The sequence below is a fragment of the Marinibaculum pumilum genome (genome assembly GCF_042646425.1).
In the GTDB taxonomy this organism is placed as follows: domain Bacteria; phylum Pseudomonadota; class Alphaproteobacteria; order Ferrovibrionales; family Ferrovibrionaceae; genus Marinibaculum; species Marinibaculum pumilum.
Genome location: NZ_JBHRTR010000050.1, coordinates 17,330 through 30,465, shown reverse-complemented (window position 1 = coordinate 30,465; position 13,136 = coordinate 17,330). Strand labels below are relative to the sequence as shown.

At 70.3% G+C, this 13,136-nt stretch carries 12 protein-coding genes; 6 read left to right on the top strand and 6 right to left on the bottom strand.

Going from position 1 to position 13,136, the window contains the following annotated elements; all coding sequences use genetic code 11:
* Positions 1-14: 14 nt before the first annotated feature.
* The 6 genes from dnaN to mutM form a co-directional block, all read right to left on the bottom strand.
* Positions 15-1,133: a DNA polymerase III subunit beta gene (gene dnaN / locus ACFOGJ_RS26710; protein WP_379906326.1), complete on the bottom strand. Its 1,119-nt coding sequence runs from the start codon at positions 1,131-1,133 to the stop codon at positions 15-17.
* A gap of 447 nt (positions 1,134-1,580) precedes the next feature.
* Complete coding sequence (gene dnaA, locus ACFOGJ_RS26705) at positions 1,581-3,431, bottom strand: chromosomal replication initiator protein DnaA (RefSeq protein WP_379906389.1); 1,851 nt, start codon at positions 3,429-3,431, stop codon at positions 1,581-1,583.
* Between the two features lie 101 nt (positions 3,432-3,532).
* A complete protein-coding gene (locus ACFOGJ_RS26700) occupies positions 3,533-4,000 on the bottom strand; it encodes a rhodanese-like domain-containing protein (RefSeq protein WP_379906325.1) in 468 nt (155 codons plus the stop codon).
* Positions 4,001-4,779: 779 nt separating this feature from the next.
* Positions 4,780-5,046, bottom strand: a complete 267-nt coding sequence (gene rpsT, locus ACFOGJ_RS26695) for a 30S ribosomal protein S20 (protein ID WP_379906324.1) — start codon at positions 5,044-5,046, stop codon at positions 4,780-4,782.
* A gap of 166 nt (positions 5,047-5,212) precedes the next feature.
* On the bottom strand, positions 5,213-5,986 hold the full coding sequence (locus ACFOGJ_RS26690) for an enoyl-CoA hydratase (protein ID WP_379906322.1): 774 nt from the start codon (positions 5,984-5,986) through the stop codon (positions 5,213-5,215).
* A 144-nt stretch (positions 5,987-6,130) separates the two neighbouring features.
* On the bottom strand, positions 6,131-6,970 hold the full coding sequence (gene mutM, locus ACFOGJ_RS26685; RefSeq protein WP_379906321.1) for a bifunctional DNA-formamidopyrimidine glycosylase/DNA-(apurinic or apyrimidinic site) lyase: 840 nt from the start codon (positions 6,968-6,970) through the stop codon (positions 6,131-6,133).
* 367 nt (positions 6,971-7,337) lie between these two features.
* Here mutM and ACFOGJ_RS26680 point away from each other — a divergent pair, with 367 nt between their 5' ends.
* The 6 genes from ACFOGJ_RS26680 (at position 7,338) to ACFOGJ_RS26655 (ending at position 13,134) form a co-directional block, all read left to right on the top strand.
* Entirely contained in the window at positions 7,338-8,315 is a 978-nt protein-coding gene (locus tag ACFOGJ_RS26680; protein ID WP_379906320.1) for an endonuclease/exonuclease/phosphatase family protein, read from the top strand.
* On the top strand, positions 8,312-9,127 hold the full coding sequence (locus ACFOGJ_RS26675; RefSeq protein WP_379906319.1) for a class I SAM-dependent methyltransferase: 816 nt from the start codon (positions 8,312-8,314) through the stop codon (positions 9,125-9,127). The genes ACFOGJ_RS26680 and ACFOGJ_RS26675 overlap by 4 nt, the downstream gene beginning before the upstream one ends.
* A 14-nt stretch (positions 9,128-9,141) precedes the next feature.
* Complete coding sequence (ubiB, locus tag ACFOGJ_RS26670) at positions 9,142-10,827, top strand: 2-polyprenylphenol 6-hydroxylase (protein WP_379906318.1); 1,686 nt, start codon at positions 9,142-9,144, stop codon at positions 10,825-10,827.
* A gap of 137 nt (positions 10,828-10,964) precedes the next feature.
* Complete coding sequence (gene coaBC, locus ACFOGJ_RS26665; protein ID WP_379906316.1) at positions 10,965-12,197, top strand: bifunctional phosphopantothenoylcysteine decarboxylase/phosphopantothenate--cysteine ligase CoaBC; 1,233 nt, start codon at positions 10,965-10,967, stop codon at positions 12,195-12,197.
* Positions 12,194-12,673 (top strand): dUTP diphosphatase, encoded by a 480-nt coding sequence (gene dut / locus ACFOGJ_RS26660; RefSeq protein ID WP_379906314.1) that lies wholly within the window; start codon positions 12,194-12,196, stop codon positions 12,671-12,673. Before coaBC ends, dut begins: the two co-directional genes overlap by 4 nt.
* A gap of 5 nt (positions 12,674-12,678) precedes the next feature.
* Positions 12,679-13,134 (top strand): RrF2 family transcriptional regulator, encoded by a 456-nt coding sequence (locus ACFOGJ_RS26655; RefSeq protein ID WP_379906313.1) that lies wholly within the window; start codon positions 12,679-12,681, stop codon positions 13,132-13,134.
* Positions 13,135-13,136: the final 2 nt, after the last annotated feature.

The following is a 13,136-nucleotide window of genomic DNA, read 5'->3' as shown; positions in this document are numbered from 1 at the left end:
GCGCCCGCAGGCGATCAGACCCGCATCGGCATCAGCACGTACAATGCGGACTCGTCGCCGCCGTCGCGCACCAGGGCGGGCGCCGCACCGTCGGCGATCTGGAAGCGGGCGCTCTCCCCGTCGATCTGGTCCGTGATGTCTATCAGATAGCGCGCGTTGAAGCCGATTTCGATGGGATCCGCGTCATAGACCGTCGGCAGGTCCTCGGTCGCGCTGCCCTGTTCGGCCGAGGTGGCGCTGAGCACCAGCTTGTTCGGCTCCAGCGCCAGCTTCACCGCCCGCGACTTCTCGCTGGAGATGGTGGAGACCCGGTCGACCGCCTTGGAGAACAGCGCCGCATCGACCTCCATCACCTTGTCGTTGCCGCTGGGAATGACCCGCTCGTAATCGGGGAAGGTGCCGTCGATCAGCTTCGACAGCAGGACGACATCGCCGAACTCGAAGCGGATCTTGGTGTCCGACAGTGCGATCTCCACCGTCTCGCTGCCGTCGGGCAGGAGCCGCACCAGCTCGCCCACCGTCTTGCGCGGGATGATCACCCCGGGCATGCCGCCGGCCCCGTCCGGCAGCGGCATCTCGACCCTGGCCAGCCGGTGGCCGTCGGTCGCCACCGCGCGCAGGACGGCGACGCCCTCGTTCTCCGCCGCGTGCAGGTAGATGCCGTTCAGATAATAGCGGGTCTCCTCCATCGAGATGGCGAAGCGCGCCTTCTCAATCAGGCGCTTCAGGTCGGCGGCGGTCACCGAGAAGCGGGTGGCCAGATCGCCTTCCGCCATCACCGGAAAGTCTTCCTTCGGCAGGCAGGGCAGCTTGAAGGCGGAGGACCCCGCCGAAAGCGCCAGCCGCCCCTCGCCGCCCTTCATCGCCAGCCGGATCTCGGATCCGTCCGGCAGCTTGCGGACGATGTCGTAGAGGGTATGGGCGGAGACCGTCGTGGCGCCGTCCTGCACGATGGTGGCGTTCTGGCGCTCCACCACGGCGATGTCGAGATCCGTCGCGGTCAGCGCGACGGCCCCTTCGACCGCCTCGATCTGGACATTGGCGAGGATCGGGATGGTGTTCCGCCGTTCCACGACACTCTGGACATGGTTCAGGGAATTCAGCAGCGCGGCGCGCTCGATCACGACTTCCATCTGTTACGCCCAACCTCGTTCTCGTCCGTGCAGCCGGGCCGCGGGACGACTGCCCGTCGCTGCCGGCGGTCCGGACGGCCAAACCCCGCCCCCGCATCCCGGGAAAACGGCCCCGGGAAGACTCCTTCCCCGTCCTGGCTGCCGACCTGTCGGCCCCGGCGATCGGAAGAGCGGATTGCCTGGAACGCCATGCGAAGCCTGAGATCCGCACCGGCCTTGTCCCGCCGGATCCTCAGGCCGGGCATCGGGGTGCCACCCGCCGAATCGCGCCGGCCTGGCACCTGCCGCTGCCCGACGCCGGGAAGGATCACCCCCCGGCTTGCGGGGGAAATGGAATGTAGCAGATCCGTTCCGCAGAGGCGAGAATTCTAAACGATTCCAAGGGTCAGCGCCGCCCGCGGGGGCCGGCCGGCGCCGGGCGCGCCGGACCGGCCGGACAGAGGGCGGTCAGCTCTCCAGGGTGCGCTTCAGGAGGACGATATCCTCCGCCAGATCGGGGTCGCGGCCCTGCAGCTCCTCGATCCGCTTCACCGCATGCATCACCGTCGTATGGTCGCGGTTGCCGAACTTCCGGCCGATCTCCGGCAGGCTCCGGGTGGTGAGATGCTTCGCCAGGTACATGGCGATCTGCCGGGGGCGGGCCACGGCGATGGCGCGGCGCGCGGAATGCATCTCCGACTGCTTGATGTTGTAGTGCTCCGCCACCCGCTTCTGGATCTCCTCGATGGTGATCCGCCGGTCGCTCGCCCGCAGCAGGTCGCGCAGCACCTCCTGCGCCATGTCCATCTCCACCGGCCGGCCGACCAGGCTGGCGAAGGCGGCGACCCGGTTCAGCGCCCCCTCCAGCTCCCGCACATTGGCCGTGATCCGGTGCGCCAGGAATTCCAGGACGTGCCGCGGCACGTCGATCTCCAGCTGCTCCACCTTGGACTGCAGGATCGACAGCCGCAGCTCGTAGTCGGTCGGATGGATATCCGCCACCAGGCCCCAGCCGAGCCGGGAGCGCATCCGCTCCTCCATCCCCTCCAGGTCGGCCGGCGAGCGGTCGCCGGAGATCACGATCTGCCGGTTCTGGTCACACAGCGCGTTGAAGGTGTGAAAGAACTCCTCCTGGGTGGAGTCCTTTCCGGCGATGAACTGGATATCGTCGATCATCAGCACGTCCACGGAACGGAACTGCTGCTTGAACGCCATCGTGTCCTTGTACCGAACCGCCGTGATGAACTGGTACATGAAGCTTTCGGCGGACAGGTAGATCACCTTCCGGCTGGGATCGCGCAGGCGGATATGCCAGGCGATGGCGTGCATCAGGTGGGTTTTGCCCAGGCCCACGCCGCCGTACAGGAACAGCGGGTTGAACGGCACCTTGCCCCAGGCCGCCTCCGCCACCCGGCGGGCAGCCGCATGAGCCAGCTCGTTCGACCGCCCGACGATGAAACTGTCGAAGGTATTGCGCTGGTCCAGCGCACCCCCGCCCACCATGCCGGGCCATGTGCCGGCCGCCGACGGGCCGCGGCTCGCGGCGGAAGGATCCCGCCCCTCGGGACGGTCGCTGCCGCGGCTCGGCGACCAGCCGGACGACCAGCCGGGGGCCATGCCATCGCCGGCCGCATCGTGGCCGGTCGAGTCCCGACCTGCGACCTCCTGGCCCGCGACCTCCTGGCCGGCCGGGGTCGCGGAACGGGGAACGTCGTTGCCGCCCCGCCCTGCCCCGAACCCGGCCGAGGCCGTCGGCACGGGCTTGCGCGCCATGGCCATCACCATCGGTGCCACCTGGCCCAGCGTCCGTCCTGTCGCGCCCGCGGCCACAGTCGCAGCAGCATTGTCTGCAGCTGCGGACCGAACGGCTGCAGCCCGGCCCGTCGCCGTACGACCAGAGGTGGCCGGAGCACGCAACGGCCGGACGGATCCGGCCTGCGGCCGTGCCGGTCCGCCGGCGCTCTCGCGCCCCATCGCGGTCGCCAGGGGCTGCACCCGCAAAGACAGGGTCCGGGTGGCAGGCCATTCGACCTGCCAGAGCGCCTTCACGCGCTCGCTGTAGTGACTGATCACCCAATCCCGCATGAAACGGCTGGGCAGGCCGATCTCGATCTCCCCCGCCTCGGCGGAAAGAAGGACCATCGGGCTCAGCCAGGAGGCAAAGGCCTCCTCGCCATATTCCCGGCGAAGCCGGCTGCGCACCCGCTGCCAGGCCGCATGGACGGCATCGGACGGCGCCCGCTCCGCAGGCTGGCCGCTGTCGCCCCGGCCGCCATCGCCGGCGCCGCCTTCCACGGCGACCCGGCGATCGCCATTCATCCTGTCGGCAACAGGCTCCCGCTGGGGAGGTGCGTCGGCATCCGACACCTCGTCGTCCAGGGGTGCCGGATCGGAGCGGTGGTCGCGTCGCATATCCATGATCAGCTTTGGACCCACGGCAGGCCCTGCGCCTTCCAGCCATCGCGCTGTCCACGGTGCGCGGCTTCGTCGAGATTGCCTTCGAAGCCGCCGGCGACGTTGAAGCAGGCCGCAAAGCCCGCCGCGGTGGCGGCGATCGCCGCCGACCGCGAACGGCCCCCCGAACGGCAGAGGAAAAAGACGGGGGCGTCCCGGCCGGGAATCTCGTCCTGCAGGCTCTGCAGGAACCCCGCATTGGGCGTCATGCCGGGAAAGTCCTGCCAGGCGACAAGCAGCGGCTGCTTCTGGAGTCCCCGCAGGTCGGGCAGTCCGACGAAGGTCCATTCGGCGGCGCTGCGCACGTCGACGAGAACGGCATCGGGGTTCGACGACAGGACCTCCCAGGCCTCGCGGGGCGTCACATCGCCTGCGTAGCTCCCGGCGGCGCCCGCCGAACCGGCGGCCCCGCTTCCTGTCGCGGATGTCGTCATGAACTTGCCCTCAATTCCTGTCTGTCACACAAAACCACGGCGGCCGGCGTCGACCCTGTCGACGCTCCGGAACCTGCAGCCCTCGATCAAATACGCATCCCACCACCGGCCACCCCAAGCCGGTGCATGCACGCGCATTCCCGGTCATGAGCGACACGACTTTCCCGTGCGCGGGAAGGCTGTTCCCCCACCGGAAAGAGGCTCATTTTCAGGACTGGGCGGCCCATGGCCCGTGCCCGTGCGAGGTAGGTAGATTAGTCGGACTCACCCGCGAGCCGCAACCGCGCCGGGGGCCGCGCGATGGCCGAAAAACCGCTTGTCATCTGCGCTTCGTTGCTGTCGCGGCGGCCTGGACCGAACAATGTGCGGGCCGGCCAGCGGCTGAATCCGCGATTCCGGATCGTCCTGCCGACGCCCTTGCGTCGGGCCTGCCCATGGCGGGCGAACAAAATCGGCCGCCGATTTTTTTCACCGGACCACAGTCCTGCGTTTGTGACCGATCGATTGCAAATCGACACCGCGAGCGACACCCACTAGATCTGCCCATGTTCGGGAAGGGGACCGCAAAAAAGGTATTATATTACCTTCGCGCCTTCAGGCCGGGCCGGCGCAGGGGCAGCCGGCGCTGCGGAACAGGCCCGGGACTGCCGGAACGGTCCGGGATTGCGGGAAAGAACGGGTCGACAGCTGCGAACACGAAAAAGGGGAGCCGATGGCTCCCCTTCGAAATCCGTCGGCATGCCGGTGCGACCGGATGCCGAAAGTTCGGGCCCGGTCGTTCAGCCGCCGAGCGACCGTACGCGTGCCGTCAGCCGCGACAGCTTGCGGGAGGCCGTGTTGCGATGCAGGACGCCCTTGTTGACGCCCCGATCCAGTTCCGGCTGGGCCTGCTGCAGCGCTGCCAGCGCCGCATTCTGGTCACCGGCCGCCACGGCGAGTTCCACGCTCTTCACGGCCGAACGGATGCGCGACTTGCGTGCGCGATTGACGGCGGTGCGCCGAATGCGCTGGCGGTTGCGCTTCTCCGCCTGCTTGTGGTTTGCCATGAGAGGACACTCTAGCCTTGAAAGAAAAACAGGCCGCGGCTTTTAGCGGCGTTGAGCCCGGCCGTCAACATGCAATCGGCAGCCGCGGCATTTCATACCGCCGCCGGCGACCTGCAGCCGCCGCCCAGCGGACCTTGATCAGCGGTCCTTGATCAGCGGTCCTTGATCAGCGGTCCTTGAATTGGGGCTCGCGCTTCTCCGCGAAGGCGGCCATCCCTTCCTTCTGGTCTTCCAGGGCAAAGGTTGAATGGAACAGCCGCCGCTCGAAGCGGACGCCTTCGGCGAGGGTGGTCTCGAACGCGCGGTTCACCGACTCCTTCGCCATCATGACGGCCGGCAGAGACTTCTCGGCGATCTTCTCCGCCGTCTTCACCGCCTCGTCCAGCAGCTCGTCGGCGGGGAACACCCGGCTGACCAGGCCCACCCGCTCCGCCTCGGCGGCATCCATCATGCGGGCGGTCAGGATCATGTCCATCGCCTTGGCCTTGCCGACCGCGCGGGTCAGGCGCTGCGTGCCACCGGATCCGGGAAAGGTGCCGAGATTGATCTCCGGCTGGCCGAATTTCGCCGTATCGGCGGCCAGGATGATGTCGCACATCATCGCCAGCTCGCAGCCGCCGCCCAGCGCATAGCCGGCAACCGCCGCCACCACCGGCTTGCGGCAGCGCGAGATGCGCTCCCAGCGGGAGATGAAGTCCTCGAAATAGACGTCCATGTAGTGCTTGGGCTGCATCTCCTTGATGTCGGCACCGGCGGCAAAGGCCTTCTGCGAGCCGGTCAGCACCATGGCACCGACCTCCGGATCCGCCTCGAAGCGGTCAAGGGCGTCGTTCAGCTCCTCGATCAGGGCGCCGTTCAGGGCGTTCAGCGCATTCGGCCGGTTCAGCGTGATGATCCCGACCGCGCCTTTCTGGTCGACCAGGATGTTCTCGTACGCCATGGGTTCCTCTCCTTGCTTTCGCCTGCCGATTGGGCTGTCGCCTGCCGATTGGCATGTCCGCGGAATGCGCCGCGAGAAACGCCAATCCGGCCGCCGCGTCAAGCCCGGTCCCCAACGCCGGCTCCGCTCCCGCGGTCCGGCGGCTCAGCGCTGGCAGGCCGGACAATAGAAGGTCGAGCGGGCGGACTGGACGATCCGCCGCACCGGCGCGGCGCAGCTGGAGCAGGGCCGGCCGGCCCGATCGTAGACCCGGAAGCGCGTCTGGAAATAGCCCAGCTCGCCGCTGGCATCGACATAGTCGCGCAGGCTGGAGCCGCCGGCGGCGATCGCCTCCTCCAGTACCGCCCGGATCGCCGCCACCAGCCGTTCCGCCCGATGCGGCCCGACCGAACGCGCCAGGCGTCGCGGTGACAGGCCGGCGCGGAACAGCGCCTCGGAGACATAGATATTGCCCAGTCCGGCAACGACCTTCTGGTCAAGCAGCGCGGCCTTCAGCGGCGTGCGGCGGCCCGCCAGGCGGGCATGCAGGACGGACGCGGTGAAACCGGGCTCCAGCGGCTCCGGGCCGAGGCCGGCCAGCAGCCAGTGCCGCGCCTCCTCCGCAACCCCGAACAGGTCCATGGCGCCGAAGCGGCGATGATCGCGGAAACGCACGCGCAGCCCGTCGTCCATCGTGAACACGACATGCTCGTGCTGCGGCAGCTCCGTCTCCTCGCCGCCGATCACGATGCGCCCGGACATGCCCAGATGCAGCAGCATGACCCGGCCGGCATCGTCATGCGGCCCGGCATCCAGGTCGACGAGGATGTACTTGCCCCGGCGCCGCAGGGTCAGGATCCGCCGGCCCTGCAGGGCGGTGGCAAAGCCGGCGGGCAGCGGCCAGCGCAGGTCGCCGCGACGGGTCTCGACCCGCGCGAGGCGGCGGCCCAGGACACGCCTTTCCAGGCCGCGGCGCACGGTCTCAACCTCGGGCAGTTCGGGCATTCGGTCGCTCTGGCAGGGCCGCGCAACCGCACCGATCAGGCGACCCGAGGGGCCGACCCGGTCGGGCGAGGCGGCGGCGGCATGCGGGATGGCGGGAGCGGCGCCCGCTTCCGCGGCCGCGACCACGCGGCCCACTTGCGGCGGTGCGCAAAACAACGGCATGGTGCGCGCGCCGCATGGGGCTGTCAACGCGCCCTGCCCGGGGATCATGCCCCGGCCGGACGCGCCGGGATTGCCTGCCCGGAGGGCCCGGGCCTCGCTGCCTGGAGGACCTTCCGGAACGAACCCGGGCGGGCATCCTACAGGCGCCGGCGGGACCGCGTCGGCCACCGGCCCTGCGCGGCATTTGCGAGGCGACTGGACGACAATGCGCTGGCTCAGGTTCTTCTTCACGATCGTCGCCGTGGTGCTGCTGGCGGTCACCGCTTTCAGCTTCCTGGGCCAGGCGATCGACGTGGCCGAGCTGATGGCCAATTTCCGCCCGCAGCTGCTGGTGGCGGCCGTGCTGCTTGTGGCGATCGGCCTGCTGTGCTGGAGCCGCTGGACATTGATCCTGGCGGTCCTGGCCTGCCTCGCCAACGGCTGGCCCTTGCTTCCCTACTACTATCCGCCGGCGGAGCCGGTCGCCGCCGGCGGCGACGTCTCGGTCCTGGTGGTCAACCTGGAGGGCCGGCCGACCGCCGCCGCGGCGCTGGTGGAGATCGCGCGCACGCGGATGCCCGACCTGATCGTGCTGACCGAGATCTCCGGCACGGCCGAGGCGGCGCTCCGCGAACTCGACGCGCTCTATCCGTTCCGGGCGGCGGAACTGCGCAACAGTCCCTACAATGTCCTGCTGCTGAGCCGGCACCGCATCCTGGCCTATCAGTTCGTCTACCCGACCACCGGATACCTGCCGGTGCTCGATGCGCGGCTCTGCGCCACCCAGGCCGTGGTCACCACGGAGACCGACGGGCCGCCCTGCTACAGCGTCGTCGCGCTGCATGCCGCGCGGCCGCTGGGAGAAGGCAATCTGGGCCTGCGCAACCGCCAGATCGCCGCCGCGGCCGGTATCGCCGCGCGCGACCGGCAGCGACCGGTGCTGGTTGCCGGCGACCTCAACGTGACGCCCTGGTCGAGCGCTTTCGGCCGGATGTTGCGGTCGGGCAGCCTGACCGACGTGTCGGAAGGCCGCGGCATTCACCCCACCTGGTTCAGCCGCTTCCCGTTCCTGGGCCTGCCGATCGACCATGTGCTGGCCAATCCCGGCTTCCGGACGGCCGCAGTGGAGGTGCTGCCGAGCATCGGCTCCGACCATTTCCCGCTGCTGGCCTCCCTGGCCTTCGCCCCGAAAGCGGCACAATGAGCGATCCCAAGGATATCCCCGGCCCCGGCACGCGTCCCGCCACGGTGCCCTTCGGCTTTCGAGACGTGGCGGCGGCGGAGAAGCCGCAGCTCGTCCGGGAGGTGTTCGATTCCGTGGCCGCCCGCTACGACCTCATGAACGACCTGATGTCGTTCGGCGTGCATCGCCTGTGGAAGGCCCGGATGATCGACTGGCTGGCGCCGCGGCCCGGCTGGCGGATCGCCGACCTGGCCGGCGGCACGGGCGACATCGCCTTCACCATCCTGGACCGGTTCGATGCCGTTGCGGATGCCGCCCGCCCGGGACGTGCCGGGCCGGCGCCGCAGATCGTGGTGGCCGATGCCAATGCCCAGATGATGGCCGTGGGCCGCGACCGCGCGATCGACCGCGGCTATGCCGGGCAGCTGCAATGGGTCTGCGCCATGATGGAGGCCCTGCCCCTGCCCATCGCCGGAATGGATGCGGTCACCCTGGCCTTCGGCATCCGCAATGCCACAGACATTCCCGGCGCCCTGCGCGAAGCGCGGCGCGTCCTGAAGCCGGGCGGGCGCTTCGTCTGCCTGGAATTCTCCCGCGTCGTGCTGCCGGTGCTCGACCGGCTCTATGCGCGCTATTCGACCCATCTGCTGCCCGCGATGGGCGCGGTCGTCACCCGCGATGCCGAGTCCTACCGCTACCTGGCGGAGAGCATCGCCCGCTTCCCGCCGCAGGAGCGCCTGGCCGCGATGATGCGGGAGGCAGGCTTCGGGCAGGTGCGCTATCGCAACATGAGCGGCGGCATCGTCGCGCTGCATTCCGGCTGGGCGATCTAGGAGCGGGGCGCGCCGTGTCGGGCCAGCCATTCGACCCGCAGCCGTTCGGGCCATCCCCCTTCGCCGGCACCGTGCGCGCGGCCCGCTTCCTGCCGCCCGGCGGCGGGATCGCCGCCGCCAGCGCCCTGCATCTCGGCCGGTTGTTCGTGATCATGCGCACCCTGGCGCGGCACGACGCCATGTTCGTCTTCGACCTGGCGCCCCTGCCGCGGCTGCTGCGGCATGGCCTGCGCCTCGCTGCCAGGCTTCTGGCGCGCCCGCGCGAACGCCGGAAATGGCGCGGCACCCAGCCGGGGGAACGGCTGGCGGAGGCCTTCACCGCCCTGGGCCCCTGCTTCATCAAGCTGGGCCAGGCCCTGTCGGTCCGCCCCGACCTGATCGGCGACGAACTGGCGCGCGACCTCGGCCGGCTGCGGGACAAGCTGCCGCCCTTCGCCACGGCGGAGGCCCGCGCCACCGTCGAGGCGGCGCTGGACGGCAGCCTGGAGGCGCTGTTCCTCGAATTCGGCGAGACGCCGGTCGCCGCGGCCTCGATCGCCCAGGTGCATCGGGCGCAGATCGCCGATCCGGCCAGCGGACCGCCGCGGCAGGTGGCGGTCAAGATCCTGCGGCCGGGCCTGGAGCGCGCCTTCGCGCGCGACATCGCGCTGCTGCACTGGCTGGCGGTGCTGGCGGAGCGGACCCGGCCGGTGCTGCGCCGGCTGCGTCCCGTGGCGGTGGTGGAGACCTTCGCCCGCACCGTGCGGATGGAGACCGACTTCCGCTTCGAGGCGGCCGCCGCCTCCGAGTTCGGGGCGCTGGACCGCAGCCCGGTCAGCTTCCGCGTGCCGGAGGTGGTCTGGAGCCATTGCTCCGACCGCGTCCTCACCCTGGGCTGGGTGGAAGGGATCCCGGTCGACGACCTGGAGGCGATCGACGCGGCGGGCCATGACCGCCGGCGGCTGGCGCAGGAGGTGATCCAGGGCTTCCTCCACCAGGCGCTGGAGATCGGCTTCTTCCACGGCGACCTGCACCAGGGCAACCTGTTCGTGGCACCCGACGGCACCCTGACGGCGGTGGATTTCGGCATTGTCGGGCGCCTGGACTGGCCGACCCGCCGGACCCTGGCGGAGATCCTGGTCGGCTTCATCAGCCGCGACTACCGGCGCGCCGCCCGCGCCCATCTGGAAGCGGGATATGTGCCCGCCGGTCAGTCCCTGGACGAGTTCGCGATGGCCCTGCGCTCGATCGGCGAGCCGATCCGCGACCGCACCGCAGCCGGCATTTCCATGGGCCGGCTGCTGGAGCAGATGTTCCAGATCACGGAGCTGTTCGGCATGCAGACGCAGCCGCAGCTGCTCCTGCTGCAGAAGACCATGGTCAGCGCCGAGGGCATCGCGCGGTCGCTGGACCCGGAGATGAACATGTGGGCCACCGCGCAGCCGGTGGTCGAGGCCTGGCTGCGCAGCCATCTGGGGCCGGAGGCCCGGATGCGGGAGACCGCGGCACGACTGGCGGAAGCCCTGCCCAGGCTGCCGCAGACCCTGCAGGCCCTGGAGGGGCTGGCCGAACAGGCCGGCGCGCAGGGCCTGCGGCTGCATCCCGACACCCTGCGGCGGCTGGTGGAGGGCACGCCGGGGCCCGGCCCGGGCTGGATGATGGCGGCCTATGCCGGCTGGACCGCCGCGCTCGCCCTGCTGCTGCTGGTCATCTTCGCCTGACGACGGCTGTCCGACAGGAAGCCGCCTTCCATTGCCGCCCCCTTCGATTGTTGCCCCTTCGATTGTTGCCCCCATTCGATTGTTGCTGGGGGACAGCGGGTCTATAACGGCGGGCCGCGACCGGTGCAGGAGGGGGGATGCTCACAGGCAGGCGCATTTTGCTCATCGTCGGCGGCGGGATCGCCGCCTACAAGAGCCTGGACCTGGTCCGGCGCCTGCGCGAGCGGGGTGCCCGGGTGCGCTGCGTGCTGACCGGCGCCGGCGCCGAATTCGTCACCCCGTTGTCGCTGTCGGCGCTGAGCGAGGACAGGGTCTATCGCGACCTGTTCGACCTGACCGACGAGTCCGAGATGGGGCATATCCAGCTGTCCCGCGACGCCGACCTGCTGGTGGTCGCGCCGGCGACCGCGGACCTGATGGCGAAGATGGCCGCCGGCCTGGCCGACGACCTGGCGAGCACCGTGCTGCTGGCCACCGACACGCCGGTGCTGGCGGCGCCGGCGATGAACGTGCGGATGTACGAGCATCCGGCAACCCGGCGGAACATGGCGACCCTTGCCGGGGACGGCGTCGCCTTCGTCGGGCCGAACGAGGGCGCGATGGCCTGCGGCGAGTTCGGCGCCGGCCGCATGGCGGAACCGCTGGAGATCGTCGCCGCGGTCGAGGCGCGGCTGCAGGCCCTGGCCGCCCCGGTCCCGCGCGACCTTGCCGGCCGGCGGATCCTGGTCACCTCCGGCCCGACGCACGAGCCGATCGACCCGGTGCGCTATATCGCCAACCGGTCCTCCGGCAAGCAGGGCCATGCCGTGGCGGCAGCGCTCGCCGCCCGCGGGGCGGAGGTGGTGCTGGTCTCCGGCCCCGTGCAGGAGGCCGATCCGCCCGGCGTGCGCGTGATCCCGGTGGAGAGCGCCCGCGACATGCTGGCCGCCTGCGAAGCCGCCCTGCCGGTGGATGCCGCGGTGTTCACCGCCGCGGTCGCCGACTGGCGGGTGGAGAGCGCGGCCGGGCAGAAGATCAAGAAGTCCGGCGCACCGCCGGTCCTGGCCCTGGCGGAAAATCCCGACATCCTGGCCACCATCAGCCACCACGCGCAGCGGCCGCGACTGGTCGTGGGTTTCGCGGCGGAAACCGAGAATGTCGTGGAGGCCGCGCGGGCGAAACGACAGCGGAAAGGGTGCGACTGGATCGTGGCAAACGACGTGAGCCCGGCGACTGGAACCTTCGGCGGCGGCCAGAACGAGGTACACCTGATCAGCGACGCGGGCGACGAGCATTGGCCGAAGGCCGACAAGGCGGCGATCGCCGCGCGACTTGCGGCGCGGATCGCCGCGGCCCTGCAACCGCCGGCGGCACCGCAGGTGGCACCATGAGCGGTGTGGCGCCAACCATTGTCGTGCCGGTTACCCGGCTGCCACATGGCGCCGACCTGCCGCTGCCGGCCTATGCCACCGCCGGTGCGGCCGGGATGGACCTGATGGCGGCCATCGACGGCCCGCTGTCCCTGCCCGCCGGGGGCAGGGCAATGGTGCCGACCGGCCTGGCGATCGCGCTGCCGGACGGTTTCGAGGCGCAGGTCCGGCCGCGATCCGGCCTGGCCGCCCGGCATGGCGTGACCGTCCTGAATGCCCCGGGCACGATCGATGCGGATTATCGCGGCGAGATCAAGGTGCTGCTGGTCAATCTGGGCGAGGCGGCGGTGGAGCTGCAGCCCGGCGACCGGATCGCCCAGCTTGTCGTCGCGCCGGTGACCCGCGCCACCTGGTCGGAGCAGGACGCATTGCCGGACACGGCGCGCGGCGGCGGCGGCTTCGGCTCCACCGGCCTGCGCGGCGCCGGGCCGGACTGACCGCCATGCTGCGACTTCCCAGAAAAGCGCTATATGCCCTCGAGGCGGTGGTGGACATCGCCTTCAACGCACGGCCCGATCCCGTCCAGGCCAAGGAGATCACCCGTCGGCAGGGGATCCCGCCGCGCTACCTCGAGCAGGTAATGCAGCAGCTGGTTCATGCCGGCGTCCTGAAAGGGGTACGGGGGCCGCGCGGCGGCTATGTGCTGGCGCGGGAACGACGCCGGATCTCGGTGGCCGACATCGTCACGGCGATCCAGGCACTGGAGCGCGACGGCGGCGACGATATCGGCGAGAGCCGTTCCGCCCTGGGCCAGAAGGTGGTGCGCCCGCTCTGGGACGAGGTGGAGGCCGAACTTGTCGACCGGCTTGCCGGCATCAGCCTGGAGGAACTTTGCGCCCGCGCCCGCGACATCGGTATCCGGGCGCAGGGCGACGAGCCGGGCGATTTCTCGATCTGACG

Excerpts from the sequence above, each read along its gene's own strand:
- ACFOGJ_RS26655 (WP_379906313.1), top strand. The coding sequence starts at position 12,679 with ATGCTGCGACTTCCCAGAAAAGCGCTATATGCCCTCGAGGCGGTGGTG.
- ACFOGJ_RS26680 (WP_379906320.1), top strand. The coding sequence starts at position 7,338 with ATGCGCTGGCTCAGGTTCTTCTTCACGATCGTCGCCGTGGTGCTGCTG.
- dnaA (WP_379906389.1), bottom strand. The coding sequence starts at position 3,431 with ATGAATGGCGATCGCCGGGTCGCCGTGGAAGGCGGCGCCGGCGATGGC.
- ACFOGJ_RS26675 (WP_379906319.1), top strand. The coding sequence starts at position 8,312 with ATGAGCGATCCCAAGGATATCCCCGGCCCCGGCACGCGTCCCGCCACG.
- ACFOGJ_RS26690 (WP_379906322.1), bottom strand. The coding sequence starts at position 5,986 with ATGGCGTACGAGAACATCCTGGTCGACCAGAAAGGCGCGGTCGGGATC.
- dnaN (WP_379906326.1), bottom strand. The coding sequence starts at position 1,133 with ATGGAAGTCGTGATCGAGCGCGCCGCGCTGCTGAATTCCCTGAACCAT.
- dut (WP_379906314.1), top strand. The coding sequence starts at position 12,194 with ATGAGCGGTGTGGCGCCAACCATTGTCGTGCCGGTTACCCGGCTGCCA.
- ACFOGJ_RS26700 (WP_379906325.1), bottom strand. The coding sequence starts at position 4,000 with ATGACGACATCCGCGACAGGAAGCGGGGCCGCCGGTTCGGCGGGCGCC.
- coaBC (WP_379906316.1), top strand. The coding sequence starts at position 10,965 with ATGCTCACAGGCAGGCGCATTTTGCTCATCGTCGGCGGCGGGATCGCC.
- rpsT (WP_379906324.1), bottom strand. The coding sequence starts at position 5,046 with ATGGCAAACCACAAGCAGGCGGAGAAGCGCAACCGCCAGCGCATTCGG.
- mutM (WP_379906321.1), bottom strand. The coding sequence starts at position 6,970 with ATGCCCGAACTGCCCGAGGTTGAGACCGTGCGCCGCGGCCTGGAAAGG.